Annotated in this window: 29 protein-coding genes and 1 tRNA gene; 11 read left to right on the top strand and 19 right to left on the bottom strand. The window is 36.8% G+C overall.

The features are described from left to right. Nucleotides 1-298 precede the first annotated feature (298 nt). The 5 genes from IGJ27_RS09725 (at nt 299) to IGJ27_RS09745 (ending at nt 5,797) form a co-directional block, all read left to right on the top strand. Entirely contained in the window at nt 299-751 is a 453-nt protein-coding gene (locus IGJ27_RS09725) for a MarR family winged helix-turn-helix transcriptional regulator (RefSeq protein WP_010718669.1), read from the top strand. Next, nucleotides 748-2,475, top strand: a complete 1,728-nt coding sequence (locus tag IGJ27_RS09730; RefSeq protein WP_178305763.1) for an ABC transporter ATP-binding protein — start codon at nt 748-750, stop codon at nt 2,473-2,475. Before IGJ27_RS09725 ends, IGJ27_RS09730 begins: the two co-directional genes overlap by 4 nt. Further along, nucleotides 2,472-4,277, top strand: coding sequence for an ABC transporter ATP-binding protein (locus IGJ27_RS09735; RefSeq protein WP_178305762.1), 1,806 nt, complete (start codon nt 2,472-2,474; stop codon nt 4,275-4,277). Before IGJ27_RS09730 ends, IGJ27_RS09735 begins: the two co-directional genes overlap by 4 nt. A gap of 75 nt (nt 4,278-4,352) precedes the next feature. Then, nucleotides 4,353-5,372 carry a phosphotransferase family protein gene (locus tag IGJ27_RS09740; RefSeq protein ID WP_178305761.1) on the top strand — a complete coding sequence of 340 codons (1,020 nt, stop codon included), beginning with the start codon at nt 4,353-4,355 and terminating at the stop codon, nt 5,370-5,372. Nucleotides 5,373-5,494: 122 nt separating this feature from the next. Continuing rightward, on the top strand, nt 5,495-5,797 hold the full coding sequence (locus tag IGJ27_RS09745) for a hypothetical protein (RefSeq protein WP_010718673.1): 303 nt from the start codon (nt 5,495-5,497) through the stop codon (nt 5,795-5,797). Nucleotides 5,798-6,187: 390 nt separating this feature from the next. Here the strand turns inward: IGJ27_RS09745 and IGJ27_RS09750 are convergent, their stop codons facing one another. The 7 genes from IGJ27_RS09750 to IGJ27_RS09780 form a co-directional block, all read right to left on the bottom strand. Then, on the bottom strand, nt 6,188-7,114 hold the full coding sequence (locus IGJ27_RS09750; protein ID WP_178305760.1) for an anti sigma factor C-terminal domain-containing protein: 927 nt from the start codon (nt 7,112-7,114) through the stop codon (nt 6,188-6,190). Further along, nucleotides 7,114-7,581, bottom strand: a complete 468-nt coding sequence (locus tag IGJ27_RS09755) for an RNA polymerase sigma factor (RefSeq protein ID WP_010738038.1) — start codon at nt 7,579-7,581, stop codon at nt 7,114-7,116. The genes IGJ27_RS09750 and IGJ27_RS09755 overlap by 1 nt, the downstream gene beginning before the upstream one ends. 412 nt (nt 7,582-7,993) lie before the next feature. After that, nucleotides 7,994-8,305 (bottom strand): DUF1292 domain-containing protein, encoded by a 312-nt coding sequence (locus IGJ27_RS09760; protein ID WP_010718676.1) that lies wholly within the window; start codon nt 8,303-8,305, stop codon nt 7,994-7,996. A gap of 23 nt (nt 8,306-8,328) precedes the next feature. Continuing rightward, nucleotides 8,329-8,760 carry a Holliday junction resolvase RuvX gene (gene ruvX, locus IGJ27_RS09765; protein WP_010718677.1) on the bottom strand — a complete coding sequence of 144 codons (432 nt, stop codon included), beginning with the start codon at nt 8,758-8,760 and terminating at the stop codon, nt 8,329-8,331. Then, nucleotides 8,757-9,023, bottom strand: coding sequence for an IreB family regulatory phosphoprotein (locus tag IGJ27_RS09770; protein WP_010718678.1), 267 nt, complete (start codon nt 9,021-9,023; stop codon nt 8,757-8,759). Before IGJ27_RS09770 ends, ruvX begins: the two co-directional genes overlap by 4 nt. A 268-nt stretch (nt 9,024-9,291) precedes the next feature. Beyond that, the gene (locus IGJ27_RS09775; protein WP_178305759.1) at nt 9,292-10,008 is read right to left on the bottom strand and encodes a DNA/RNA non-specific endonuclease; all 717 of its coding nucleotides are present in this window, start codon (nt 10,006-10,008) and stop codon (nt 9,292-9,294) included. 285 nt (nt 10,009-10,293) lie between these two features. After that, a tRNA-Gly gene (locus tag IGJ27_RS09780) sits at nt 10,294-10,364 on the bottom strand. A 119-nt stretch (nt 10,365-10,483) separates the two neighbouring features. On the opposite strand from IGJ27_RS09780, the gene IGJ27_RS09785 reads away from it, so the two are divergent. Then, nucleotides 10,484-11,236, top strand: a complete 753-nt coding sequence (locus tag IGJ27_RS09785) for a threonine/serine exporter family protein (RefSeq protein ID WP_010718680.1) — start codon at nt 10,484-10,486, stop codon at nt 11,234-11,236. A 15-nt stretch (nt 11,237-11,251) separates the two neighbouring features. Then, nucleotides 11,252-11,743: a threonine/serine exporter family protein gene (locus tag IGJ27_RS09790; protein WP_178306401.1), complete on the top strand. Its 492-nt coding sequence runs from the start codon at nt 11,252-11,254 to the stop codon at nt 11,741-11,743. Nucleotides 11,744-11,885: 142 nt separating this feature from the next. On the opposite strand, the gene IGJ27_RS09795 is transcribed toward IGJ27_RS09790, so the two are convergent. Both IGJ27_RS09795 and IGJ27_RS09800 read right to left on the bottom strand, forming a co-directional pair. Then, nucleotides 11,886-12,749, bottom strand: coding sequence for a TIGR03943 family putative permease subunit (locus tag IGJ27_RS09795; RefSeq protein WP_010718682.1), 864 nt, complete (start codon nt 12,747-12,749; stop codon nt 11,886-11,888). A 10-nt stretch (nt 12,750-12,759) separates the two neighbouring features. Beyond that, a complete protein-coding gene (locus tag IGJ27_RS09800; RefSeq protein WP_178305758.1) occupies nt 12,760-13,698 on the bottom strand; it encodes a permease in 939 nt (312 codons plus the stop codon). A 578-nt stretch (nt 13,699-14,276) separates the two neighbouring features. Between IGJ27_RS09800 and IGJ27_RS09805 the strand changes: the two genes are divergently transcribed. Next, nucleotides 14,277-14,624, top strand: coding sequence for a thioredoxin family protein (locus IGJ27_RS09805; RefSeq protein WP_002328072.1), 348 nt, complete (start codon nt 14,277-14,279; stop codon nt 14,622-14,624). A 301-nt stretch (nt 14,625-14,925) separates the two neighbouring features. Here IGJ27_RS09805 and IGJ27_RS09810 read toward each other — a convergent pair whose 3' ends face one another. The 10 genes from IGJ27_RS09810 to dnaX form a co-directional block, all read right to left on the bottom strand. Beyond that, nucleotides 14,926-15,186: a hypothetical protein gene (locus IGJ27_RS09810; RefSeq protein WP_002328071.1), complete on the bottom strand. Its 261-nt coding sequence runs from the start codon at nt 15,184-15,186 to the stop codon at nt 14,926-14,928. Nucleotides 15,187-15,330: 144 nt separating this feature from the next. Continuing rightward, a complete protein-coding gene (gene rsmI / locus IGJ27_RS09815) occupies nt 15,331-16,197 on the bottom strand; it encodes a 16S rRNA (cytidine(1402)-2'-O)-methyltransferase (RefSeq protein ID WP_010718684.1) in 867 nt (288 codons plus the stop codon). Between the two features lie 659 nt (nt 16,198-16,856). Next, on the bottom strand, nt 16,857-17,201 hold the full coding sequence (locus IGJ27_RS09820; protein ID WP_010718685.1) for a DNA replication initiation control protein YabA: 345 nt from the start codon (nt 17,199-17,201) through the stop codon (nt 16,857-16,859). Further along, nucleotides 17,194-18,018 carry a PSP1 domain-containing protein gene (locus IGJ27_RS09825; RefSeq protein ID WP_010738041.1) on the bottom strand — a complete coding sequence of 275 codons (825 nt, stop codon included), beginning with the start codon at nt 18,016-18,018 and terminating at the stop codon, nt 17,194-17,196. The genes IGJ27_RS09820 and IGJ27_RS09825 overlap by 8 nt, the downstream gene beginning before the upstream one ends. Before the next feature lie 35 nt (nt 18,019-18,053). Beyond that, nucleotides 18,054-18,995: a DNA polymerase III subunit delta' gene (gene holB / locus IGJ27_RS09830; RefSeq protein WP_010718687.1), complete on the bottom strand. Its 942-nt coding sequence runs from the start codon at nt 18,993-18,995 to the stop codon at nt 18,054-18,056. A gap of 8 nt (nt 18,996-19,003) precedes the next feature. Beyond that, the gene (locus IGJ27_RS09835; RefSeq protein ID WP_010718688.1) at nt 19,004-19,333 is read right to left on the bottom strand and encodes a cyclic-di-AMP receptor; all 330 of its coding nucleotides are present in this window, start codon (nt 19,331-19,333) and stop codon (nt 19,004-19,006) included. Nucleotides 19,334-19,347: 14 nt separating this feature from the next. Beyond that, a complete protein-coding gene (gene tmk, locus IGJ27_RS09840) occupies nt 19,348-19,992 on the bottom strand; it encodes a dTMP kinase (RefSeq protein WP_010718689.1) in 645 nt (214 codons plus the stop codon). Nucleotides 19,993-20,055: 63 nt separating this feature from the next. Further along, the gene (gene recR / locus IGJ27_RS09845) at nt 20,056-20,652 is read right to left on the bottom strand and encodes a recombination mediator RecR (RefSeq protein WP_010718690.1); all 597 of its coding nucleotides are present in this window, start codon (nt 20,650-20,652) and stop codon (nt 20,056-20,058) included. Nucleotides 20,653-20,675: 23 nt separating this feature from the next. After that, nucleotides 20,676-20,987: a YbaB/EbfC family nucleoid-associated protein gene (locus IGJ27_RS09850; protein WP_010718691.1), complete on the bottom strand. Its 312-nt coding sequence runs from the start codon at nt 20,985-20,987 to the stop codon at nt 20,676-20,678. A gap of 24 nt (nt 20,988-21,011) precedes the next feature. Further along, complete coding sequence (gene dnaX, locus IGJ27_RS09855; RefSeq protein ID WP_034699015.1) at nt 21,012-22,760, bottom strand: DNA polymerase III subunit gamma/tau; 1,749 nt, start codon at nt 22,758-22,760, stop codon at nt 21,012-21,014. Nucleotides 22,761-23,057: 297 nt separating this feature from the next. Here dnaX and IGJ27_RS09860 point away from each other — a divergent pair, with 297 nt between their 5' ends. From IGJ27_RS09860 to IGJ27_RS09870, 3 genes are read left to right on the top strand one after another with little or no spacing between them, the layout of a single operon-like run. Then, nucleotides 23,058-24,305, top strand: a complete 1,248-nt coding sequence (locus IGJ27_RS09860) for an SPFH domain-containing protein (protein WP_010718693.1) — start codon at nt 23,058-23,060, stop codon at nt 24,303-24,305. A gap of 22 nt (nt 24,306-24,327) precedes the next feature. Then, entirely contained in the window at nt 24,328-25,539 is a 1,212-nt protein-coding gene (locus IGJ27_RS09865; RefSeq protein WP_178305757.1) for a TFIIB-type zinc ribbon-containing protein, read from the top strand. Continuing rightward, a complete protein-coding gene (locus IGJ27_RS09870; RefSeq protein WP_010738043.1) occupies nt 25,536-26,333 on the top strand; it encodes a TPM domain-containing protein in 798 nt (265 codons plus the stop codon). Before IGJ27_RS09865 ends, IGJ27_RS09870 begins: the two co-directional genes overlap by 4 nt. The last annotated feature ends 5 nt before the right edge of the window (nt 26,334-26,338 follow it).

Below are 26,338 nucleotides of genomic sequence, written 5' to 3' on the forward strand. Positions count from 1 at the left end.
AACAATCAAATGTGTCCTCAATAAATATCCTATTCCATTCCTCACATCTAGTAAGTCCTAATTCAGTCGTTTTAAGAAATTGTTTTAGCATTCAAATTTCCCCTACTAGAAATGTGTCCTCCATTCTTATGAATCCAGTCGTTATACTAGTCACTTCTTATTTTTTTCGACCAACTATTATTCTCTAATAATAAAAACAAAGAACCCTATCAAAAAACTAAATCCCATCATTGACATTAGTACGAATTCGTATTATTATCATAAGTACGAATTAGGATTATAAAGGAGAGGTTCATAAATGGCTGAAAAACACACGAATCAACGAATTGGAAAAATAACTTCTACACTTGATGGTGTTTATTGGAAAATTTCAAAATTATCTGGTGTCAAAGAAAATTTATTTTGGCTCTTATATGTTTTAGACGATGGAGAATTCCATTCACAGAAACAAATCTGCGAGGATTGGTCATTTCCCAAAACAACAATCAATACGCTGATCAAAGAATGTGAATCAGATGGATACATTACTCTTAAAAATATTCCTGGGAAAAAACGTGAATTACAAATCTGTTTAACTGAAAAAGGTCTCCTCTATGCCCAAGAAGTATTAAAACCGGTATATGAGATTGAAAATAAAGCCCTTCAAGAAACTATGAAAATTGCACCAACTTTTATTGATGATTTTGAGAGATTTTCCAATGAACTCTTTTTCTCTTTAGAAGATTACTTAAAAAGGAGAAATGAATCATGAAAAAATTATTTTCCTTCTTAAAGTCATATTATAAAGAAACTATAGTAATGATCTTATGTGTTTTCATACAAGGATTTGGAACATTATATATCCCTACCCTCACTGCAGATATTGTGGATAATGGTATTCTTCAAGGGGATTTAGATTATATCTGGAAAATTGGTACGCTGATGATTTTGGTAGCACTTACTATCATGAGTTTTTCCATCTTTGGTACTTATCTTTCTTCAAAAATTTCTGCCTATCTAGGCCGTGACCTTCGAAATGCGTTATTTCAAAAAGCACAAAATCTATCAATAGATAAATTCAATGATTTCGGGCCAGCTTCAATGATCAGTAGAAATACCAGCGATGTAACAAAAATCCAAGAAGCTTTTTCTTCATCAGTTGAAATGCTCTTACCCGCTCCTTTCATGGCAATTGCTGGATTAGTTCTCACTTTTTCAAAAGATACTGGTTTAGCAATCAGCATCATGGGAATCATGGTGGTCATTCTTTTCTTAGCTTTTTTAATTAGCAAAAAAGCGATTCCTCTTCTAGCAAAACAGCAAACGCTTTTTGACAAGATGAATAAGAATATTAGGGAAAAAATTACTGGTGTCAGAGTCATTCGTGCCTTTAATCGTATGGATTATGAAAAGAGCCGTATGGATAAATCCTTTTTTGACTACAATAAAACAGCAGTTAGTATAAATAAACTATTTGCCATCCTCATGCCGATCATTACGCTTATCATGAATTTTTCTACATTGTTGATTGTCTATCTAGGAAATATCAGAGTAACCAATGGATCAATGCAATTAGGAGATATCATTGCCGTCATCGGATACTCTTCTATCATTCTTATGTCATTGATCATGGGACTTGCAGGAATCACTAGCCTTCCGAAAGCAAAAATAAGTGCAGATAGGATACTAGCTGTTTTAAATGTTGAGGAAGATGATTCCTCAGAGACTTCTATCAATGAAACTGCTGAAGTAACGGAAGTAATCAAATTTGATAAAGTGTCTTTCGGTTATGCAAATGCTGAAGAACCAGTGTTGGAAGACATTAGTTTTAGTGTAAAGAAAGGTCAAACTACAGCTATCGTTGGAAGTACAGGTTCTGGAAAATCAACAATCGCAAGTTTACTTATGGGGTTTTATCACTCTTATACAGGAACTATTTCCTATAAAGGGAAAAATATCAAAAATTTATCTAGTGCAGCCCTCCGAGAGGAAATTGGCTATGTGCCTCAAAAAGCTTTTTTATTCAGTGGCACGATTTTAGATAATCTTAAACATGGTAAGAAAGATGCAACAGATGAGGAAATCACTCATGCTTGTAAAATTGCTCAGGTCAATGATTACATTAACAGCTTAAATGATAGATTTGAAACATCAGTAGCACAAGGAGGAAATAATTTTTCTGGTGGACAAAAACAAAGACTAGCCATTGCACGTGCATTAATTAAAAAGCCTGAGTTATATGTATTTGATGATAGCTTTTCAGCCCTAGATTATAAGACGGATGCGAAACTTCGATCACTCTTGAAAAAGGAAACAAGAGAAGCCGCTATGATCATTGTAGCTCAGAGAATCAATACAATTATCGATGCCGACCAAATCATTGTTTTGGACGAAGGTAAAGTAGCAGGTATTGGCACCCATCAGACTTTATTAGAGACTTGCTTACCTTATAAACAAATCGTTGATTCTCAGTTTAGCAAGGAGGATATCGCATGAGTAACACGACCGTAAATGGAAATCCATCAAAAATAAAGAGTGTGAAAAAAACAACTTCTCGTCTGTACACTGATCTCATGGGACAAAAATGGAAACTACTATTAACTCTTATAGGTGTAGGGATTAGTTCGTTACTGAGTATAATTTATCCTTTGTTATTAGCTCAGGCTATCAATCTTATTGCCCAAGAAGTTCAATTACCTGTACAAACAAGTAACGCATTTACAATAGGCATACACTCAATGAATACGTTGCTGCTATTGCTAGTTGGTATTTTTTCCGCCAGAGCTTTGTTTAGTTATCTGCAACAATATGTCTTGGCAAGTGTTGCAGAAAATGTCACGCTTTCAATGAGAAAACGAATTAGTGAAAAACTGAATAGAGTGCCACTTCGATTTTATGATACACATAAAAAAGGAGATATATCCAGTCGTATCACTAGCGACCTTGAAAAAGTTTCGACAACCTTACAAGATGGAATTTCTCAACTGCTTTCTTCATTTGTAGCAATGATTGGTGCCTTGTTCATCATGTTTATGATTAGTCCTTTGCTGTCTTTGATTGTACTAGGCACTGTGTTCTTGAGTCTGGTAATTGCTTCAATGTTCACGAAAAAAACACAGGTTGCTCATGCTGAGAACCAGAAAGCTTTGGGAAACATGAATGCTCAGATCGAAGAAGCATTCACAGGAAATATAATTATTAAGGCGTTTAATATCCAAGATGAAATGATTCAGAATACTGCGTCTTTAAATGAAGATCTGTGTCAGAAAGAAAAAAAAGCAAAGTTCATTACTTACGTCATCAATCCAATCATCCAATTTATGAACCATTTAGGCTATGTTGTAATCGCAATTGGCGGGGCAATTCTTGTTTTAAATGGAAGTATTTCAATTGGGTATATTCAAGCGTTTTTACAATATATTGAAAAAGTATCTGAATCAGTGTCTACATTTGCCTATATCTCTAATTCACTTCAAGGAGCTATTGCCGCTGCTGAGCGGATCTATCAAATAGAAGATGAAATAGAAGAAATTCCTGAAACGAACAAACGCATTAGCTTACCTAAAGTCAAAGGACAAATGCGTTTTGAAAATGTTCGTTTCGGCTACAAAGAAGACATGATGTTGATGGATAACATCAATATTGATGTTAAAGCGGGAAGTAAAGTGGCCATCGTTGGTCCTACAGGTGCTGGCAAAACAACATTAGTTAACTTAATCATGAGGTTTTATGAATTAAATGGAGGTAAGATTTCTATCGATAATGTCAATATAACGGAAATGACTCGTCAAGAATTGCGTTCGATCATTGGGATGGTTCTCCAAGATACTTGGCTATCCTCGGGTACTATTGCTGAAAATATTGCTTATGGAAAAAGAGATGCTCCAGAAACTGAGATTATCAAAGCCGCTAAAGCTGCACGAATCGATCATTTTATACGTACCCTTCCTGATGGTTATCAAACTATTTTGGATGATGAAACATCAAATATTTCTGTTGGACAAAAGCAATTACTAACTATAGCTAGAGCTATTCTTGCAGATCCAGCAATTCTAATTTTAGATGAAGCAACTTCTAGCGTAGATACACGTACGGAAGCTGAAATTCAAAAAGCAATGGATGCCCTGATGAAAAACCGTACAAGTTTTATCATCGCACATCGTCTTTCAACAATTCAAGATGCTGATCATATTCTGGTCATGGACAAAGGAACGATTATTGAACAAGGAAATCACGAAGAATTGATTCATCAAAATGGGTTCTATGCTGATTTATATAATAGCCAATTTGCAGCCTAATCTAAGTGCTTGGTATCAATGCTCTTTCGACGAATGAAGAAACTAAATTATTGCAAGTAACGTATGGAGGAAGGTATGAAGATTTCAACAAAAAATGCGCTAACAAATGAACAAATCAAAACAGTTATATACAAACAATTTAAACATTCTGAAGTTACGAGTATCAAGCAATTTAAGGAAGGAACGCTGAATACAGTCTACCTAATAAAAGGCACCCAAGAATTACGCAACGGAGTAGTATTAAAGACTGCACCTGACGAAAGTGCTGGTTTACCTTTGTTAGAAAAAGGCGGACTTTACACAGAAGTTTATGTTTATCAGTTGCTCCAAGATCATCATGTCCCTGTACCCAAAATGTATGCATATGATTTTTCAAGAAAGGTGATTCCTTATAATTACATTCTATTAGAGTGTGTTAAAGGAAAAACTTGGTCCAACTATTTTTCTAATTACTTGCTTTTAAATAAATCAAGACCTGAGTTGATGAAAAAACTCGGGAAAATCAATGCTAAATTACATGGGATTGAAGGCAAATGGTTTGGCTATATCAAAGAAGAACGTCATTATCGTTACACATCTTGGAGTGAAGCATTTACAGCTATGGTTAGCGATTTGTTAGAGGATGCGCGAAAGCACGGGTACAAAATTCCGTATACTGAAATCTTATCTGCTATAGAACAAAGAAAAGAACTGCTGGATGAAATTCAAACACCTAAGCTTGTTAATTATGATATGTGGACTGGAAACATATATTTGGCACCCAAAAAAGAAAAGTTGACTATCTCTGGTATTATTGATTTTGAACGATTCTTTTTCGGAGATCCATTAGCCACATTCCCTTCATTCATGTTAGATAGATTAGAAAAAGATCCAAATTTCATCTCAGGTTACAGTAAAGTGATAAATGATCATTTTACGTTTAGTCAAGAAGATAAGATTAGGCTTGTACTCTATGACATCTATACTCATTTGGTAGAAATAGCATGCACCTATCGCTATCCGAAAATTGTAGCGGAAATATACAGATACTATCTAAATTCAAAAATTAAAACCTTTTTAAAAAAATTGAGCAAAAATGAATATGTTATCAAATAAAGAGAATTCCAACTAACAAAAAGAATTAAAATAACTTAAAAAGATAAGTCTAGCCAATCTATCTTAATGAAATATTTCTTGAAACCAAAAAATTAGGATGAATATAAAGGGTGAGGAAGCTTATGAATAAAAAAATAAAATTTCGTTTTGAAAACAATCAGTCTAATGATAGTTCATATGAAAATAAACAAATAAAATGGAGTTCATTAAATAAGACCGCAAAAACTAACGGACAACTATTTTTCATAAGTGATATTGATAAGTTAGAAATGGACATACAAAAATTTGCCTATGTGATTGATAAAAAAATTGTTGAATCTGAAGAAAATGCTTTGACTTTTCTGAGCAACAATCCTGAACGAATCCCTTGGTATATCAAGAAGTTGAAAGAACAATACGAGAATTGGAAAAGTTCATCGAAATAAGGGCTTGCGAATACTCTAAGCAATTGAGAATTTCTCTTTTGCTTGGAGTATTTTATTTTTCAGAAGAAACACGATATCTAATTACCTGTTATACCTCAATTCTTCTATTGTATTAGATAACATAGGTTCATCAGTTGGCTGTTAACAAGAAAATAGACACCGATGGTTAACCTTAGCCAAGCGACTAAAAATAAAGCAATTAAAAAACTTGCAGCACATCTAAACATTTAATGAACTTTGTTTGAGTGTTTATAGACACAAAAAGAATAGGATACACTTCATATTCGATTACAACAAAAGTGTCCAGAAATCCGTTGTCTTCTGAACACCCTCTGTTTACCTTTATAAAATAAAACGAACTAAATCAATTTCCTTGTTTAGGATAGCTTACTATTTTTCTGGTTCAATGTATGGAACAATCGGTACTGTTACACCAACAGAACTGCCTCTAACAAAGGGTTTGTCTTTTAGTTCTGCTAAATTCTTTGCTTGTCCTGTAATCATTACTCCTAAGACTTCTAGGTCATCTACTTTCTTATTTTCGTTTTCCTTTAGAAAATTTACCATTGCTTTATTATTCACAGAAGAAACGTGTGATTCAAATGAGCTGAAAAAATAATCTTTATCTGCTTCTGCATCAATCAGCTGATTCTTTTCATCAAAACTTAACTGAAAACCATACGTTGGCATACCGGAACGTCCTTTGCTTTCGTCTCTCTCTTCAGAAAACAAATACAACCAGACAACATTGACATTTTCCGGAAACATTTTTTTCACTTCACTATAGCGATAGGGCCGATCAAAGGAAATCGCTACTTCTGCAAGTAAATCATCCGTGCTTTTTAAATCCGCTAATTCATTTTTCACCCCACCATAATAGTTTTCAATCGTCGGATTGTAGAATGTGGCGACTTTTTGTTTGGTTTGACGATTATATTCATATGAATTTTTAAGGGAATGATACCAAGATGTCATCCGTTCATTATTGTCCACTTCGTTGCCAAAAACATTGTACTTACTATGTAAACTACTCCAGGGTACAATGTAGCCATCAATGTTTTTCGATTGGTTAGTTACGACCTCCCCGCCCAAAATTGAGCTGTTAGCAATCACTTGTGAGTCAATTTGTGTATTTGGTGACGCAATTGTTTGGTAAGCAAATAACGACTGATCTAGCTCATGATAATTTTTCGTAGCGACTTTATCTAATATAAAAACCAAGATACCCGACATCGTAAGAAAAATTATGATTGAAACACAACTGACCATTATTATCTGCTTTCTTTTGGCTTTTTTGATACTCCTATTCAAATCCATCACTCATCCTCCCAGTTTGCCTTTAATTTTTTTCGTGCTCTGTATAATTGTTTTTTCACGGTTTCTACTTTTTGATTTAACATACTCGCGATGTCCTCATACGATAGTCGATAATAATACTTAAAAATCAGTAATTCTTGTTCTTGCCTTTTTAGCGAGTCGATAATCATCCATAAATTTTCTGATTCATTAGTTCCATTCGACTGCGAGTCAACATAGCGAAAAATAAGCTCTTTTTCACGCTTCTTTTTCCTGAATAGATCAATATAGTTATTGAAAGAAACTCTAAAAAACCAAGGACGTAAATTATCCTGTGTCATATAGATAAGAGAAGAAAATATAGTATCATAGGTTTTAGAAACAGCATCTTCTGCGTCTTCCAACGTACTCCCCTTTTCTATTAGCACTCTGATTACTTCTTGCCCTAATAAAAGTAATACTTCTTCAAATGTTCCCTCCTGTTTCATTTCATTTTCTCCTTTCATCTATACAACGCTTGAACATCTGAAAAAGTGGACAAGAATATTCACTTTATCTGTCATTTCATTCTTAGAAACAATGACAAGTCACATACTTCATCACAAAGAACCTCTTATTATTATATCGTACCCTACGAAGGGTTTTATATTCCTATCTAGAAATCAGATATTTTCTGCATACTTTATTCTTGATCATTCCTTAAAACAAAATACACTTAACTATTTTGACTCTATTATTTATGTGGCTGATGAAACCGAGTTGATTGTTCAGACTCAGATTTGATTTTACTCCACTCATCAGTCCTTCTTGACAAAGAGCCGATTTTTAATAACCATGGTCAAAGCAAAACACAAAAAAGCTGAACCCTTATCCATCAAGGGTTCAGCCGTCATTTGAAGACTATTCTTCTTCTTCAGCCATGAACGTGTTGAATACTTCTTCAATCATGTCCCATTCTGCATCAGTTTCGATTTGTTCTAGTTCGCCTTCTGTGCCATCTTCATTTTCGACATAAGCATAGGCTTGCAACTCAACATCTTCATCTTCTGGTACACCAGCTGGATAAAGCAATACGTAGTTACGGCCAAATTCTTCTTGTCCATCAACTGTTAATAAAATTTCATATAACGTTTCGTTTCCTTGATCATCTACTAAGGTGATATGCTCGTGCCCTTCGTGATCGTGGTCATGTGTGTGGTTATGTTCTGTCATAAGTCTCCCTCTTTTCATTGAAATTAAAATAATTTTTTTCCTGAACCGTCTAAATAATTTTGTAAAATCATGACAGCAGCTAATTTATCAATCACTTTTTTTCTTTTAGCTCTTGATGTATTGGCTTGCTCAACTAACATTCGTTCAGCTTGAACTGTGGTTAGTCGTTCATCTTGATATTCAACTGGTAACGAGAACAATTCTTTAATTTTTTCTCCATAAGCCATTGAGCTTTCTGCTCTTGGTCCAATTGTATTATTCATATTTTTAGGTAAGCCTACGACAAATCGGTCTACTTCATATTGATCGACTAGTTCTTTCAAACGGTCAAAGCCAAACTCTTCCGCCTCTTCATCAATACGAATGATCTCTACTCCTTGAGCGGTCCAACCAAATGGATCGCTAACAGCAATACCAACTGTTTTTGAGCCCACATCTAAGCCCATTACTCTCATATACTTACCCCATGGTTTGTTAGATAATCTTTAACAATTACTTCCATGATTTCATCGCGTTCGTGACGGCGTATCAAGTTTCTTGCATCACGATAACGAGGAATGTAGGCCGGGTCTCCAGAAAGCAAGTAGCCAACAATCTGATTAATTGGATTGTAGCCTTTTTCTTCTAAAGCCCGATAAACGATCGCTAATGTCTCACTTACTTCTTTTTTACGACTATCGTCAAAACCAAAACGTACGGTTTCATCTGTAAAACCCATGATTCTACACCTCTTTCCCGCAAGGTATTCATTTACCTTCTACACTTTTATTTTACTCGAATTACCTTAAAACTACAAATAAATCTTAAAAAACTTCCGGTTAAATTAATAAACAGACTTCTCATTACTTTAACATATTTGTGATCAAATGTTCAGTTACTTGATCGTATCTTAACCAAAGTATACGCTATATTTAAATAAATATAAGCTTTTTCGATAATTCTTCAAAAAGTTCATACTTTTTTCGTATACTATCGAATGTCATTAGCTATTTTTTTCTCGCCTGTCCAGTATCATAGTTGATTTCATAACCCTCTTGAACGTTATAAATAAACACATTAAATTTTATTTTTTTATCTTCAATACTTTCTGCTTCTAATTGCACTCCTCTGGCAACTAATTCATTCCCCTTAAAATGTGGAGTGACACGATAACGAACGTGATGATTGGTTTCTTTGATATAAGCGGCAATATCATTTTCATGGACTAGCATATACGGCGCATTTAATGAACGAGTACCTGTCATCAAATTTTTGATGTTGTTGTTTTGTCCAGTCAATTGATAACCAATCAAATGGCTACGATTATAAAGCCATTGGCCATCGCTTAATTTTTTTTGTTTCCAACCAGTTGGATCAATATACAACGGCTCGCGTTTTTCTTTGGGAAAAAGGTCTTTTCCCAATAACGCATTGGCCGCACCTACACGGTTCAATCGATCAATATTTGAATAGCTTTGCCATGTTCCTTTAGCTAAGCTCAAATCTTCTTCAGTGAAATCCGGACGATTCTGATTGATCTCAATTTCTTGATGCTTCCCATCATATTCTGGTACGTCTGCTACTTTTGACGCTTGTGGGGTTGAGTCAAATAACCCAGTAATTTGTTGAACGATATCTGAATTTTTTTGTGTTGATAGTCCTAGTGCCCCTGCTAAAACAGCAACAACCACACCCAGAATGGCTTTTGTTGATTTTTTCTGCATTTCTTTACTCCTTTTCTAAACAACTATTCTAAACTTTAACATACGTTCCCCTTTTTTAAAATATTTAAACTTATTTTATTCCATTTATTTCTACCTTTAATTCTCTATACTAATTAAAAATTGATCTCTTCTTAAAAAGAATACGTCATAAAAAATCATTGATCTTAAAACAGTATGTTTTCACTTAATCAAGCAAAAAATGCCTTGTGACTCAAAAACAAAAAACAGTATTGATCAAACAACATGTGATCAATACTGTTTCTCTTCATTCTTATCGTTCGTTTAAGCGGGTGACGGGAATCGAACCCGCGACATCAGCTTGGGAAGCTGGGATTTTACCACTAAACTACACCCGCATCTTACAAAAATCAGTATACGCCTCTTTCTTTTCATACTCAAGTATTTATTTATTTCTCTTTTATTTAGTCATTTGTAGTAAAATAAAAGCAACAAATGAACTATTGGAGAAAATATTATGACAGAAAAAGAGTTGGATTTATTACTTGATACTTGTTTATTAGCTGGCAAAATCATGATGGAAAGCAATGCTGAGATGTACCGAGTAGAAGACACAATGAGCCGAATCGCTCTTGCTTCTGGCAATTATCGCCTGGTCAGCTATGTTACTCAAACGGGTTTGTTTATTGGTCTTGACCGTACGTCAACCATTAGAATGGAACAAATCACCAATCGCTCCATTAATCTGGAAAAAGTTGTCAATGTCAATAATCTTTCTAGAAAATATGTTGCTGGTGAGTTAACTTTGAATGATCTCTACATTGCCTTACAAGCCATTGAAAAAGATCGGTCATTTTTCCCAGTATGGCTTCAAATTTTAAGTGCTGCGGTGATTAGCGGAACGATCATGGTATTATTTGGTGGAGAAATGAGTGATCTACCAATCACTTTGATGATCGGCGGTATCGGCTATGCAATTTACTTATATAGTTTAAAATTTTTTCGGATCAAATTTTTGTCAGAGTTCTTATCCTCCTTGTTAATTGGTCTTACAGCTATTCTCAGCGTTCGTGTCGGATTAGGTGCCAATCAGGATTTGATCATCATCGGTTGTGTCATGCCCCTTGTTCCTGGAGTACAGATTACAAATGCTATTCGGGATTTACTAGCTGGACACTATGTTTCTGGAGTTTCTCGTGGTACAGAGGCCATGATGACTGCCACAATGATCGGATTTGCGATTGCCTTTATCTTCCAACTTTTTTATTGAGAAAGGAACATGATGATGTGGAATCTATTTATTCAATTTTCTTTTAGCTTTTTAGCCACAGCGGCTTTTGCGATCATCACCAACGTTCCTAGACGTGCCTTGATTTGTTGCGGGCTCTCTGGTGCCTTTGGCTGGATGATCTATTGGGTATGTGTGGACTTAGGTAGTACGCCGGCTTTTGGTTCGTTACTGGGTTCTTTAGGTGTTGCATTTATCAGTGATCTTTTTTCTAAACGATTAAAAATGCCTGTAACCATCTTTAATATCCCTGGCATGGTACCACTAGTTCCTGGAGGTCTGGCTTATCAAGCAGTGAGAAATCTAGTAACTGGCTCGTATCAGGCAGCTGCAAGTTATACAGTTCAAGCGATCATGATTGCTGGTGCTATTGCTTTAGGACTCGTTTTATCAGAGGTCTTCAACCACAATATCCGAAACTTCAAATTAAAACGAGAAGCCATTTTTTTGAAACGAAAAAAAAGAACAACTAAAAACATTCATAAATGAAAAAGTAACGGCGAAAATAATCGTGCCATGAATAAAAAACCAAAGTATCTACAAAATAGGCAAGCTACAAGCTATTTTCAAGCACTTTGGTTTTTTATTGTCACATCAGTTGTTTTTGTCACTAATCATTTTAGTCTTTGCTTTAAAATGACCGATACACATATTGATTTTTAGGTGCCTCGATTTTGGTTAGAGTATTGACCTCTACAACTGGAATGTCCCGTTTGAAGGGTTCATAGTAGTCAGATTGGATGGTGCCTTCTACTTTATACCACTCATCATTTTTGACATTCGTTCCTTCCGGCATATGTGTCAATAGACCGAATACACCTGAGTCAGCAACGCAATGGATGATTCCAAAACGGAATAAGAAATTATCTTCTTTCTCCCCATCTGGCGTTTTATACACAAAGCCTTCATAAGAGATTTTTTTCCCAATAAATTCACTTGGGTAATTATAAATCAATTCCATGACTTCCAAGTAATTCTCATCAGTGATCTTAATAAGCTGTTTGTCATCATATTTTTCTTTTAATTTTTTCATCTGATCCAAATAGTCAGACTTGTTAAAATAAATGCTCGTATCAGGCTTTAAATATTGTGTCTGCATTTCAGGGTCTCCAACCGACTCCTTACTTATTGGAAAATTGAATCCTTTTGCTTCCACAATCGTCGTATCTAAACTGACTGTCGGAAATAAAGTACCGACAATAACAGGTAAAGCCAACAGAACATAAGCGATCACTCGTTGTGAGGGTTTGGTTAACCCGTGATCGTGATCATGATCGTGGTGATGGTGTACTTCTTCATCTACCTGTTTTTTCCCTTTTACTGAATCACTCTTGACCCAAATATACAATTGGACCAATGCAAGTAAAGCAGATAAAATCATCGATAAAATAGCCAAATAACGATAATGAACATTGATGTACTGATCTAATTTCCCAGATACTTGTAAATACATCATTAGCTCAAAATAACCAGATAATATCAAAAATCGTATCATACTGCTCCTCCTAGATAAATAATGTAAAACCAATCACACTAACGGCTATCAAACCAATGAGCATCAAAATAAAGCGACCATTAAAATAGCGTTTCATCATCAAAAGGTTTTTGATATCCACCATTGGTCCAAATACTAAGAATGCCACCACAGGAGCTGTACCAAAAAGGCTGAGTAAGGAGGACCCGATGAACGCATCTGCTTCCGAGCATAGGGACATCGTAAAAGCTAGAAGAAGCATGATAATAATTGCTAGTAGTTTGGTTGAGCCCAGTGTCAACATGACACGAGTTGGCAAGTAAGTTTGCATACTAGCGGCAATCAGACCACCGACAATCAGATACCGACCCGTATCAAAAAATTCATCGATTGAATGTGTGAGGACATGACCTGTTTGCTGACTAAGTTGCTTGATTCTCCCAATTTTGACCTCCTCGTGTTCATTGGTACCATGGGTGTGGTCATGATGATGGTTATGATCGATTGTTTGTTGGATCTTCGTTTTCAATACACTTTCTTTTTGAAAATAAGCGAGCCAGATACCAATGATCAACGCTACCACAAAGCTTCCAACCATTCGCCAACCGGCCATTTCCCAAGAGTTCCCAAATGCAATAAAAGTAGAAAAAATGACGATTGGATTGATAATAGGTGCTGTTAACATAAATGCAAAAGCGGTATGCACAGGAACTCCTTTTTTGACAAACTGATGAACGATCGGTACGATCCCACATTCACAGGATGGAAAGAAAAATCCTAAAACAGAACCAGTCAAAATGGATAAAAAGCGATTGTCTGGTAACCAGCGTTTGACTCGCTCAGGTGTTAAAAAGACTTGTAGTGCCCCAGAGATGAGACAGCCTAATAGAACAAATGGTAAAGCTTCAATAACGATTGATAGAAAAATCGTACTCATCTGCAATACCGAATTTGGTATAAAAGAAAACATTTTTTCGCTCCTTACTATAAACATCATTTGCCAGAATAATATACGCTTTTCGCTAAAAAAAAACAAGGTTACTTCTATTTCTTACCTAACTCTTATCTTTTATTTGATAAAAATAAGACAAGTTAGTTGACTTTTTTTCTTATTGTGATTAAATTGGTTCACGAAATTAGGTTGAGACAAAAGTGTTTAGCATCAAGAAATAAGAAGGAATTTCCGAAAATTGACAAGAAACACAAAAACTCGTTTTTGATGTTGATTGTTACCTACTTGGTGCTTCTCAAATTTTTGGTAAATTTCGGCAAATTTTCCGAAGATGCTACTTTTGTCTCACCGTGAACAAGAGGTCGTGAAAAGAGTGTTTTGACCTGAGCGCTCACCAAGTAAAAACTGCGACGAGTAATCGCAGGAGCATTAAGGATGGAAATCTCGAAACAGCTCCCCATGTTTTGAGATTTTTTGACTTATCGCCGAAGGTCAGCTCTTTGAACACCGTTTATCCGTTTTTAGAGATACTAGAAGAGACTGAGACAAGTCTTGTCCCCAGTCTCGCTGTTTTGATTAGGAAGGACGTTTTTTATATGAAAAAAACCACGAATCTATCAGAAGTACATCAGTCATTAGCACAAGATGAAACGGTAGTTCTTTACTTATCTATGCCAAATTGCAGCGTATGTCATGCTGTTCTTCCTCGTTTGAAGAAATTATTGGATCAGTATGATTTTCCTAGTTTTCATTTAGATGCTGTGGAAACACCTGAAGTAGCTAGCGCCTTTCAAATATTGACTGCTCCTGTTATTTTGATCTACCATAAAAATAAAGAAGTCGAACGACAAGCACGCTTTATCAATTTTGCGAAACTAGAAACGCTGCTGGATCAGTTAAATAACTCTGATGAAACGATCAGCTATGAAGAATTGTTTCAGTAATCGTTGTCTTAACTTATACTATAGCCATATGAAGACAATTAATGCGCGCTAACCTTTAGATAGGATAAAATACCTCTTAGGTTTACTTAGGTTTGCTTAAGTTCCCTTCATCTTACTATGGGCGAAATTTTGGAAATTCGTTCTAGTATTTTTTTCACTATGGTTTATTTAGCTATGTAGTTGACATTACGTAAAAACACCATAGAGGTTGAACTTCATTCAATCTCCATGGTGTTTTAATATTTGAAATCTGCGGGTAACATTGCACCGCACTAATTTCATAGTACTTCTCGCACTTGCTCTAGATTTTGAGATTTCGTGTATATTGATCTGGGTTTCTCACTTGCAAACTCTCAACAACTAGCTGATTACGTCGATTCAAGTGTCCTGTAACAGCAATGTTATATTTTCTTTCTTCCATCATCATCAACTTATCCGCAATCTCGACATTTGCAACAATACAATTAAGAGGCTGATGAATGGTTTCCAATGTAAACCGAACAAGCAATGGTTGCGTCTTTATCACTCTGATCTTATCAAGTAAACCTACATATGTTTTCACATTGATCACCTCGATAATCGTTAGAAAAAGTCTCAAATCAGTTAAATTTTCATTGAAACCAAATGGTCATTACCAAGAAAGAAACGTTCTTTCCTATGCAATTCGGACATAACTTTCCTTCAAAAAATATCTTTTTCGATACAACTAGTCCAAGTCGTGAAATTGTCGATATACTTCTTGCTTTTTGAGTCCGTTTTTTACAGCAACAGCTTTAATAGCTGCATTTGTTTTTTCCCCAAGAGCAATCAACTGTTCGACTTGTTCTTTCAATGATCCTTCAATTTGTGTTTGTGGCTCTTCACTTCCAGTATTTCCTTCAACCAATAAACAGCATTCTCCCTTTACAGGGTGTTCTTCAATGTAGTCTAATAACTCTTCAATACTTCCACGTAAATATTCTTCATGGATTTTTGTTAATTCTCGACACAAAACAACTTGACGGTTACCAAAAACAGTCAACATATTCGTTAAAGTTGCACTGATCCGATAAGGAGATTCGTAAAAAATCAATGTAGCTGTGTATTCTTTCAATGTTTCTAACGTTGTTTGTTGTTCTTTTTTCTTTCTTCCTAAAAAACCATAAAATAAAAATGGCTGAGGTAACAAGCCTGAAGCAATCAACGCAGTCATCCCAGCAGTGGGTCCTGGAATAGCGACTACTGGAATCCCCGCTTGGATGCAAGCAAGTACTAGCTCATGTCCTGGATCGCTAATAGAAGGCATCCCAGCATCACTTACCTGTGCAATCGAGCGACCAGACATCAACTCAGCGATCAATTGCGGAATTCGTTCCTTATAGTTGTGTTCATGTAAACTTTTTTGCGGTGTCTGAATCTCAAAATGATTCAGTAATTTTTGGGTATTTCGTGTATCCTCACTGGCAATCAAGTCTACTTCTTGTAATATCCGTACACTACGATAAGTCATATCTTCTAAATTGCCAATCGGAGTCGGTACTAAATAAAGCGAGCCAGTTTCATGATGTCCTTTAAAACTTTTTTGATTAAGCATGATTTATTCTCCTGTGTAAGAGGTCGTGAAAAGAGCGGTTTGACCTGAGAAATAGTGAAGAAAACTGAAAAATAGCTTCTCATATTTTGCAGTTTTTTGAACTATTATCAAAGGTCAGCTCTTTGAACGCCGTGTAAGAGGTCGTGAAAGAAGCGGTTAACTCCGAGCAAATAAGAGAGGATTTTTTAAAATAGCTTCCCATATTTTAGAAAATCATCGCTTATTGCTGAGGAGTTGCTTCTTGAACGCCGTGTAAAGGTCGTGAAAAGCATGGGCTGCTTCAAGAATTAAGAACGAAAAATTGAAAATAGCTTTTCATATTTTTAATTTTTTGAACTTAATTCCGCAGAAGCAATGCTTTGAACGCCGTGTAAGAGGTCGTGAAAACATCGGGTAGCTCCGATGACAATAAGAAGGAATTTTTTGAAACAGCTTTTAATGTTTTGAAAAATTCAGGCTTATTTCAAGGAGCTGATGTTTGAACGCCATATAAGAGGTCGTGAACAACACGGCCTCCTTTAAGAATTAAGGGCGAAACATTGAAAAATAGCATTTCTTATTTTTTATTTTCGGACTTAATTCCGTAGAAGTGATACTGTGAGTGCCGTTTATTGATCGCTAAAAATAAGCAATATCAGGCTTGTTTCAAATCTCTTTGTTTACCGTCCGCTTTCTCGATAGATGACTTCTAAACAAAAGGCACAAGGTTCGTCATTCTCACGTCTTGAGCCATAGAGATCATAACAAACATGAAAGCCTTCTTCATAAATCTTTTCTAAGTTCATACGAGATTTTGAAAGTTCTTGTTTCACATTATCTGCTGGTGTTTGTACTTGATTTAATTCCCGTAAATGCTCTCTTAAACGTTGATTTTCCATTTCCAACGTTGTATTTTTTTCAACGATCTCATGTAATGCTTGCTTCATTTCCACCAATTCAGTTAATGTATTTCTTAGCTCTGATTCTAATTGGTTCAAGCCATCATATAATGATCTCTTATCCATTTATCTCACCTACCTGGATGAAGTTTTTCAATTCATCCCATTCATATTCGATTGGATTTTCCCGACCTGTTAATCGAACATTTACTAGTCGATTAAGTAAGTTCAAGCCGACAACTTTCCCTTTACCATCAGGAGTGTTAACCACTGTTCCAAAATCTGGAAGTGCTTTTTTTGCTAATTCATATTCTTCATTTTCATATTGCAAGCAACACATCAAACGTCCACACAACCCAGATATCTTAGTCGGGTTTAAGGACAAATTTTGATTTTTTGCCATTTTGATTGAAACTGGGACAAAATCTCCTAAAAAAGAAGCACAGCATAAAGGCCGTCCACATGGACCAATCCCACCTAGCAATTTTGCTTCATCTCGTACTCCGATTTGTTGAAGTTCAATCCTAGTACGAAACACGGCAGCTAAGTCTTTGACTAATTCCCGAAAATCAATTCGTCCATCTGCTGTGAATGAAAAGATGAGTTTACTACGATCTAACGTATATTCTACATGAATGATCTTCATTTCTAACCCATGTTTTTTGACTTTTTCTTTCGCAATCAGCCTGGCTTGTTCTGCATCTTCTTTATTTTTTTGTTCTTTTTCGAGTTCTGCTTGTGTCGCTTTATGCAAAATTGAACTGATTTGCTCAGGCAATTCTTCCGGATCAAGTTCTGCTTTAGGAATGGCGACAGTTGCAATATGTAAGTTTTTTTGAGTTTCAACGATTACTTTCTCGTTGTATTCATACGTTAATTGACCAGGTTTAAAATAATAGATAGGACCTGCTTCTTTATAACGGACACCTACTACTTCGACCATTTCCATCCCCCTTGACCCTCATTTTTCCTGCTGTCTCAGCCAGTAATTGTTTGTAAAACAAACTGTTCCGCTACTGCTTGGAAGCTGACATTGCTTCTTAATTTCTGTTCCGCTAATAAAATACGCTCAATCGTCTGATTAATACGTGTTACTTTTCTAAGATTTTCTGCTATTAAAGCTTGTTGTAAAGCTTCTTGATAATAAAACATTAAGATCGATAAACCAGTAAATTGTTGCGATTTTTCTTTAAAAGTCTTTATTAACTTTTTTTGAACATAAATGAATGCTTGTGTATCATTTTTTTGCAAATACACAAACCACTGTTGAATCGAATCCTTAGCATCATTAAACCATTCATTTTGCGATATTTCAACTGCTTTTGTGAAACTGTTCGTCAAGAAAGTCAAAAGTTTCGCTTTTTCTAAAGGAATCTGTGCTTGTTGTAATTTATAAATCAACGCATCTTTAGCCAGCTCCTGAAAATGCAAGATTTGGCAGCGTGATTGAATCGTTGGTAGGATTCGCCCAATCGAATCCGTTTCTAAGATCGCTAGAAAATCGCCTGGTGGTTCTTCTAAAAACTTAAGCAAACTATTTGCTGCACTTGCATTCATCTTTTCTGCTTCTTGAATAAGGAAAACTTTCTTCCGAGATTCATAACCACTACGACTAAATTCGGTTTGCAAACGTCTAATTTGATCGACTTTGATCGTTTGCCCTTCTGGTACGATCGTTAAAACGTCTGGATGTTCTTGGTTTTGGATTCGTTGACAATTATTGCATACTCCACAAGGAAGTTGTTCCTGCAGATTCGTACAAAACAGGTGTTGTGCTAACCAAATCCCCATTTCGTGTTTTCCCGTTCCTTTTTCGCCTTCAAAAAGATAAGCATGAGCGAGGCGCCCATGCTCAAAACTTCGTTGAAGCTGTTGATACACGATAGGTTGCATTTGATCCAGCGTAAATTCTTGATCCATGGCGCCTCCTAAAATTGATGAAATCCTTCAACTGGTAACACAAAGACGGTTGCTCCACCGACTTCAACTTCTACTGGATAAGGAACTCCACCGTCCATAGAGATATCCAACGTGACAGGTGTTGAAACAAATTGTTTTCTTGATTCACAAGTTTTTTTGATGATTTCTAATGCTTCTTCTACACGTTCGTCTTCAATCCCAACAATAAATGTACTGTTGCCAGCTTTCAAAAAGCCACCAGTTGAAGATAATTTTGTTGCACGGATATTGGCATCAATCAATTCATTGGATAAACGATTACTGTCTTTGTCTTGAATAATTGCTAAAATAATTTTCATATACAGTCACCTTCCTAGTTTTCAAAAAATTGTGGGTATTGTTCAACAATGGCTCTGTAACTTGTTTGAAGTACCTCTTCAAAGCTCTTTCTTGCATCAATTTTATAAATACGTTCAGGATTCTCTTCAGCTATTTTTAAATACGCATGACGTACTCGTTGATGAAATTCCAATCCTTCTGAATCTAATCGATCGATTTGACCTCTTCGGTTCTCTTTAATGCGATGCAATCCAGTATCTGAATCAATATCGAGATAAAGGGTAAAGTCAGGTGTCGTACCTTCTGTAGCAAATTCATTCAAGCGGGCAATCTCAGAAACACCAATTCTACGTCCCGCCCCTTGATAAGCCAATGAGCTGTCTACAAATCGATCACATAAAACAATGCTTCCTTCTGATAAAGCAGGTAGGACTTTCTCGACCAAATGCTGTCTTCTAGCCGCAGCATATAGCAAAGCTTCTGTCCGTTCATCCATCCGATCATTTTTAGGATCAAGGATAACTGCCCGAATCTCTTCGGCAATCGGGATCCCACCTGGTTCTCTTGTTTGAATGATCTTTGTTTTTGCTACTTTTTTCAAAAGAGGGAATAACTCATTTAGAATACTGGTTTTCCCAGCTCCATCTGGTCCCTCGATCGTAATAAATAGTCCGTTCACATTTTTGCCCCCATCTCTTGCGTTACTTCTTTATTGTAGCCGAAATTCTTTTTTATAGAAAATTTATAACTCGCGTCTGCCTTCTACCGCTTTTAACAGGGTCACTTCATCAGCATATTCGATATCCGAACCAACGGATAAGCCGTGGGCCAATCGAGTGACTTTGATACCAGCCGGTTTGATCAATCGTGAAAGATACATGGCAGTAGCTTCTCCTTCAGTGGTTGCATTTGTTGCAATGATCACTTCTTTCACTTGATCATCATGTAGGCGTTCAAGTAACGAAGAAATGTTGATATCTTCAGGTCCAGTCCCTTCCATTGGAGAAAGAACCCCATGTAGAACATGATAAAGCCCACGATATTCCCGCATTTTTTCTAACGCCATCACGTCTTTTGGTTCTTCGACAACTAAGATAACCCCCCGGTCTCTTGAAGGATCTTTACAAATCTCACATGGGTCTTCTTCTGTGATGTTGCCGCAAACACTACAAAAATGAAGATCTCGCTTGACACTTAACAACGATTTAGCAAATTCATTCACGATTTCATCTTTCATATCGATCGTGTAGAAAGCTAATCTTGTGGCTGTTTTCTGACCGATCCCTGGCAGTCTCATGTAACTATCGATCAATTTAGCAATTGGTTCTGGATATTGCATTTTCATTACCCCTTTAGGAAAAATTAGAAGGGTAACCCCTTAGTGTATTTTCCCATTGTTTTTTCAGATTCTGCATCGATTTTTGTCAAAGCATCATTGACAGCCATCATCAACAGGTCTTGCAACATTTCTGTATCTTCAGGATCCACGACACCTTCACTGATTTGGATGTCTTTCATCCGACGATCACCTGTAAAAATAACTTTTACTAACTCATTGGTTGCTACACCAGTAAATTCTGTTTCGTTCAATTGTTCTTGTGCTTGAACCATCTCTTTTTGCATTTTTTGGACTTGTTTCATCATCCCTTGCATGTTTCCCATTCCGCGCATCATAATTGATCATTCTCCTTTTTTTATTTAATCATCAATGATTGTCACAACATCTGTGCCAAAGATTTCTTCGGCTTTCGTGACGATCGTTTCTTCACTTGGTGCTTGTTGAGGGATCAGTTCGATCTCTTCATCTGAATCTTCCGGAGCAAAAGAATCATCATTACTCCCGTCTTTTGCTTGGACTAAATAGTCTTTGCGGATCGTTGGCCAGCTTTCTCTCGTGATATAGACTGAATCTGGTGCATAGTCTTTGATCATTCGACTTAAATTATTATGGATCGCCAACTGTAATTCTTCGTCGTTAGCAGCTCGTTGACAAACGATCTCGTAATCAAACGCAATGACTAACCCAGTAGGACTAGCCGCAACTGGTTCACTTGCTTTAAGCATCGCTCGTTGTGTCACAGACAAACTCATCAACAAATCGTCCCAGACTTCTTTGACTTCATTTAAATGCTTTCTGGTCGCTTCTCTTAGAACCTGATACACTCGTTCAGTTGGTATCCGATACGTACTTGCTTGTTTCTTTTGAACAGGAGCTTGTGTTTGCTTGGCAGTAGTTGAAGGGGTTCCCCCATTCGTTTTGATCTCGTTGATCGCTTTTTTCAGCTCTTTGATCTCTGCTTGTAGCTGATTGATCAACTGACTGTCTACTTCACTTGCTTGGTTACTACTTGAAGGAGCAGCTGAACCAGAAGCTTGAGCTAGCTTGACGGTTGCTACTTCCAGATAGATCGTAGCACTATTAGTAAAACGAATCTCATTTTGTGTTTCACTCAAAATATGGATCATCTGAAAAAGTCGAGGTGCAGGTACTTCTTTTGCTAGTTCGACAAATGGTTCTCGAAGTGAAGTTGTTCGTTCTGCTACGAGATTTGGTGCTTGTTGGTACATCAGTAAGTCACGACAATACTGTAAAAGATCTTCTAAAAAGCGCCGTGCTTCCTTACCAGCAGCTAAGATATCTGTTAATGATTCTAACGCTTTGGGCACTTCATTATTCACACAAGCGCCTAAAAATTCATCCATCATCTCGTTGGTTAGACTACCGGTAACTTGCATCGCATCATCCACAGTTACGATCCCATTACTAAAAGAAATCGCTTGGTCCATGATACTTAGCGCATCACGCATCCCGCCTTCTGCTGCTCGAGCAATAACCCCTAGTGCTGGTTCTTCATATTGTACGTCTGATTGCTTTAAAATGTATGCCAAATGCTCAACGATATCTGCTGCATTGATTCGTTTGAAATCAAAGCGTTGTGTTCTGGAAATGATCGTTGCTGGTATCTTATGTGGCTCGGTTGTTGCTAAAATAAAAATAACATTTTCTTTAGGTTCTTCTAAAGTTTTCAACAATGCATTGAACGCTCCGGTAGAAAGCATATGCACTTCATCTATGATATAGATTTTATAAGTTGCTTTTGTCGGTGCGTAGTTCGCTCGATCTCGAATAAAACGTATTTCTTCGACTCCGTTATTACTTGCTGCGTCGATTTCAATCACGTCTTCTTGTGTTCCCGCTGTAATCGACTGACACATTTCACAATGATTACAAGGTTCTCCATCTTGACTATTCGGACAGTTGATAGCTTTTGCAAAAATTTTAGCTGCACTCGTTTTACCAGTTCCTCGTGGTCCTGTAAATAGATAAGCATGAGAAGTTTTATGGGAAACGATAGCATTTTTCAACGTCTGTGTCACCGCTTTTTGCCCGACAATGTCTTCGAAACGCTGTGAACGCCAGACACGATAGAGTGCTTGATATGCCATGAAGATCCCCCTTTTTTGAAAAATTCACTATCTTTTATTATACGTGATTTTACTAAAAAAAACTACTATAGTTATGAGAAGAATCATGATTTGTCGTTTGTAGTTACTTGTGTATTCCCCGATTCTTTCAAATAAACACTCACAAACAGCTTTCTCGATCTTCCTTGTTTTTTGCAACTGAAAGAAAATCAGCTAAACAGCTAATATCCATCTTCCGCCTGAGAGTTTTTCATTGCTCCTATGGTATAATAGAGTCATTCATTTAACAATCAACATTCATAAAGGGAGGAATTTTTTATGGGTCTTATCAAAGCAGCAACAAGCATGATCGGCGGTGGATTAGCAGATCAATGGATCGAAGTAATCGAACCAGCGGATATGAGCGATACAACAGTTATGACAAAAGGTGTGAAAGTACGTAAAGATGATAAACGTGGCTCCAATCGTAAAGGAACAGAGGATGTTCTAACTGACGGAACCGTTGTCCATGTCTATCCGAATATGATGATGCTCCTTGTAGATGGTGGTAAAATCATTGATTATACTGCCGAAGAAGGCTACTATACGATCAAAAATGACTCTGCTCCTTCCATGTTCAATGGTTCATTGAAAGGTGCGATCGCAGAAACTTTTGAACGTTTTAAATTCGGTGGCGTGACACCTCAAAAGCAACAAGTCTTTTATATCAATCTTCAAGAAATCAAAGGAATCAAGTTTGGTACCAGTGCGCCACTGAACTATTTTGACAATTTTTACAATGCTGAATTGTTCTTACGAGCTCATGGTACTTATTCGATCCATATTACTGATCCAATTTTGTTTTATACCAACGCTATTCCTAAAAACAAAACGCAAGTAGAAATCTCAGATATTAATGAGCAGTATCTGGCAGAATTTTTAACAGCTCTTCAAGCTGCGATTAACCAAATGTCTGCTGATGGTCAGCGCATTTCTTATGTTCCATCAAAAAGCTTAGAATTAAGTAAATACATGGGCAATGTTTTAGATGAATCTTGGAATGAATTACGTGGTATGGAAATCGTTTCTGTCGCAGTAGCAAGTATTTCTTACACAGATGATTCAGTGAAATTGATCAATATGCGTAATGAAGGTGCGATGTTGGGAGATCCAAGTGTCCGTGAAGGCTATGTTCAAGGTTCGATTGCTCGTGGGATGGAAGCAGCTGGTAAAAATGATGCCGGCGCGATGACTGGCTTTATGGGCATGGGAATGGGAATGAATGCTAATGGTTCTTACCTTTCACAAGCAGCACAAAATAACCAGGAACAAATCAAACAACAAGCTGAAAAACAAAACCAACAAACCGCTCAAGGGAGCAATGATACTTGGACATGTCCAGTCTGCGGAACTGAAAATACGGGAAAATTCTGTTCTAACTGTGGGGCAGCCAAGCCAGTTGCAAATGTCCAACCAAAGTTACAAATGAAATGTAGTGAATGTAACGAAGTGGTCGATCTTTCAAATGGTATCCCTAAGTTTTGTCCAAATTGTGGAAAACCATTCAAAGGAATCCCACTCGACTAAGTTTTAGAAAGGTGTGGATAGAATGGACGTTCTTACACATAAATGCCCAAACTGTGGGGGTCCTCTCACGTTTGATCCAAAAGATCAAAAATTCCACTGTGACTATTGTTTAAATGTTTACACTGAGGAAGAAGTCAGTCAGTACGAACAAGAACAAAAAGCAGCCCGAGGGATTCACTCAGAAGATCAATCGCCCTCCCAACAAGATTCTGAAAAAGATTTTACTTTTACTGCAGATGAACAGTTGGAGCAGATGGATGAAGCAGAACGAAAAGCGTTTGAAGAAGCTGGTGGTTTTTCTGATCCTAGCGATCAAGCAACACCAACTGAATCAGTGGAAGAAGAAACAGAAGCAACGATGGAACTATTTCTTTGTCCAAGCTGTGGGGCAGAGATCGTGACCGATGCAACAACTGCTGCTACTTACTGCTACTATTGTCACAATCCAGTTGTTTTATCCGGACGGTTAAGTGGAAAATTACTGCCAAATAAAGTCTTACCATTTGCAGTCGAAAAAGAAGAGGCGGTCGAAAAATTCTTAGCTTGGACAAAGAAAAAATGGTTTGTACCCAAAGAATTTTTCAACAAAGACCAAATCGACAAACTAACTGGCGTTTATTTTCCTTATTGGACAACGGATGCAACCGTTGACGGCTCTATGCAAGCGACCGGAACAGTGATTCGTATTTGGCGAGTGGGTGACATCGAGTATACAGAAACCAAACAGTTTGCTGTTCATCGAGAAGGCTCACTTTCCTTTAAAGAACTAGTAAAAAATGCATTGTCCAAGAATACCCAACAAAAAATGGTGGAAGCAGTCCAACCGTTTCCTTTGAACAAGGCAATTGACTTCAAAAGTCAGTATCTGGCAGGGTTTCAAGCAGAAAAACGAGATATCGAATATGAAGCAATCAAATCACAAGTGCAAGATGAACTGCAAGATTACTCCGAGAAATTGTTACGTGACACCGCAAATGGTTATACCACATTGACCAATGTTCGGACTTCGACAGATATCACTAGTGAGAATAATGAATATGTTCTTTTACCGGTATGGTTAGTCACTTATCGCAGTAGTGATGCCAATAAGAAAGTCTATTATTACGCCATGAATGGTCAAACAGGTAAAGTCAGCGGTGTTTTACCCATCAGTCATAAAAAACTGGGCTTGACGGCTTTTGGAATCTTTGCTGTATTGGCGATCCTCTTTATGATTGGAGGATACTTGATATGAAAAAAAGAATTTTACTTTTCTTTCTAGTCCTATTCGGTTTCTTTTGGAGTTCTTCCGTTGACGCTGCTACACCCGCAGTGAACGATGAAGCTGGTTTGTTCACGCAAGAGCAGATCCAATCTTTAGAGCAACAAATCCAGCCTATCAATGAGAAGATCAAAGGACAAATCTTTATCGTAACGACGACTTCCAACTCAGAAGAACCTCGAACGTTTGCAGATGATTACTTAAGAAATGCGATCGGTAATGATCAAAATGGGGCTGTTCTGTTGTTAGATATGGGGCAACGTGAGATTTACATTTCAACTTCTGGTAATATGATCGATTATCTTGATGATGCTCGGATCAATGACACATTAGATGATGTCTACGACCAAATGACGAATTCGGCTTATTTTGCAGCAGCTCAAGCCTATTTGACTAAAACTTCAGAATATGTAGAAGCTGGAGTTCCTGGAGGACATTATCAAATTGATGAAGAGACTGGTAAAATCACGCGGTATAAAGTGTTGACGACGACTGAAATAGTGATTTCTATCATCTTAGCCCTGGCATTGAGCCTCGTATTCTACTTTGTAACAGTTTCGAGGTATCAGTTGAAATCAGGAACTTATAAATACCCATTTAGAGAAAAATCAAACGTAAAATTAACGGATAAAACAGATCGCTTAACCAACTCCTTTGTCACTACACGCAGGATTCCAAAAAGCCCACCTCCTGGCAGCGGCGGTGGCGGAAGTACGACTCATTCCAGCGGTGGCGGGACTTTCGGTGGTGGTGGTCGAAGCTTTTAAAGCAC

Origin of the sequence: Enterococcus sp. DIV1726a, assembly GCF_051710985.1 — a bacterium.
Lineage (GTDB): Bacteria > Bacillota > Bacilli > Lactobacillales > Enterococcaceae > Enterococcus_B > Enterococcus_B hirae.

Coding starts and splice junctions, on each gene's coding strand:
- IGJ27_RS09725 (WP_010718669.1), top strand. CDS start 299: ATGGCTGAAAAACACACGAATCAACGAATTGGAAAAATAACTTCTACA.
- IGJ27_RS09730 (WP_178305763.1), top strand. CDS start 748: ATGAAAAAATTATTTTCCTTCTTAAAGTCATATTATAAAGAAACTATA.
- IGJ27_RS09735 (WP_178305762.1), top strand. CDS start 2,472: ATGAGTAACACGACCGTAAATGGAAATCCATCAAAAATAAAGAGTGTG.
- IGJ27_RS09740 (WP_178305761.1), top strand. CDS start 4,353: ATGAAGATTTCAACAAAAAATGCGCTAACAAATGAACAAATCAAAACA.
- IGJ27_RS09745 (WP_010718673.1), top strand. CDS start 5,495: ATGAATAAAAAAATAAAATTTCGTTTTGAAAACAATCAGTCTAATGAT.
- IGJ27_RS09750 (WP_178305760.1), bottom strand. CDS start 7,114: ATGGATTTGAATAGGAGTATCAAAAAAGCCAAAAGAAAGCAGATAATA.
- IGJ27_RS09755 (WP_010738038.1), bottom strand. CDS start 7,581: ATGAAACAGGAGGGAACATTTGAAGAAGTATTACTTTTATTAGGGCAA.
- IGJ27_RS09760 (WP_010718676.1), bottom strand. CDS start 8,305: ATGACAGAACATAACCACACACATGACCACGATCACGAAGGGCACGAG.
- ruvX (WP_010718677.1), bottom strand. CDS start 8,760: ATGAGAGTAATGGGCTTAGATGTGGGCTCAAAAACAGTTGGTATTGCT.
- IGJ27_RS09770 (WP_010718678.1), bottom strand. CDS start 9,023: ATGGGTTTTACAGATGAAACCGTACGTTTTGGTTTTGACGATAGTCGT.
- IGJ27_RS09775 (WP_178305759.1), bottom strand. CDS start 10,008: ATGCAGAAAAAATCAACAAAAGCCATTCTGGGTGTGGTTGTTGCTGTT.
- IGJ27_RS09785 (WP_010718680.1), top strand. CDS start 10,484: ATGACAGAAAAAGAGTTGGATTTATTACTTGATACTTGTTTATTAGCT.
- IGJ27_RS09790 (WP_178306401.1), top strand. CDS start 11,252: ATGTGGAATCTATTTATTCAATTTTCTTTTAGCTTTTTAGCCACAGCG.
- IGJ27_RS09795 (WP_010718682.1), bottom strand. CDS start 12,749: ATGATACGATTTTTGATATTATCTGGTTATTTTGAGCTAATGATGTAT.
- IGJ27_RS09800 (WP_178305758.1), bottom strand. CDS start 13,698: ATGTTTTCTTTTATACCAAATTCGGTATTGCAGATGAGTACGATTTTT.
- IGJ27_RS09805 (WP_002328072.1), top strand. CDS start 14,277: ATGAAAAAAACCACGAATCTATCAGAAGTACATCAGTCATTAGCACAA.
- rsmI (WP_010718684.1), bottom strand. CDS start 16,197: ATGCTTAATCAAAAAAGTTTTAAAGGACATCATGAAACTGGCTCGCTT.
- IGJ27_RS09820 (WP_010718685.1), bottom strand. CDS start 17,201: ATGGATAAGAGATCATTATATGATGGCTTGAACCAATTAGAATCAGAG.
- IGJ27_RS09825 (WP_010738041.1), bottom strand. CDS start 18,018: ATGGTCGAAGTAGTAGGTGTCCGTTATAAAGAAGCAGGTCCTATCTAT.
- holB (WP_010718687.1), bottom strand. CDS start 18,995: ATGGATCAAGAATTTACGCTGGATCAAATGCAACCTATCGTGTATCAA.
- IGJ27_RS09835 (WP_010718688.1), bottom strand. CDS start 19,333: ATGAAAATTATTTTAGCAATTATTCAAGACAAAGACAGTAATCGTTTA.
- recR (WP_010718690.1), bottom strand. CDS start 20,652: ATGCAATATCCAGAACCAATTGCTAAATTGATCGATAGTTACATGAGA.
- IGJ27_RS09850 (WP_010718691.1), bottom strand. CDS start 20,987: ATGATGCGCGGAATGGGAAACATGCAAGGGATGATGAAACAAGTCCAA.
- dnaX (WP_034699015.1), bottom strand. CDS start 22,760: ATGGCATATCAAGCACTCTATCGTGTCTGGCGTTCACAGCGTTTCGAA.
- IGJ27_RS09860 (WP_010718693.1), top strand. CDS start 23,058: ATGGGTCTTATCAAAGCAGCAACAAGCATGATCGGCGGTGGATTAGCA.
- IGJ27_RS09865 (WP_178305757.1), top strand. CDS start 24,328: ATGGACGTTCTTACACATAAATGCCCAAACTGTGGGGGTCCTCTCACG.
- IGJ27_RS09870 (WP_010738043.1), top strand. CDS start 25,536: ATGAAAAAAAGAATTTTACTTTTCTTTCTAGTCCTATTCGGTTTCTTT.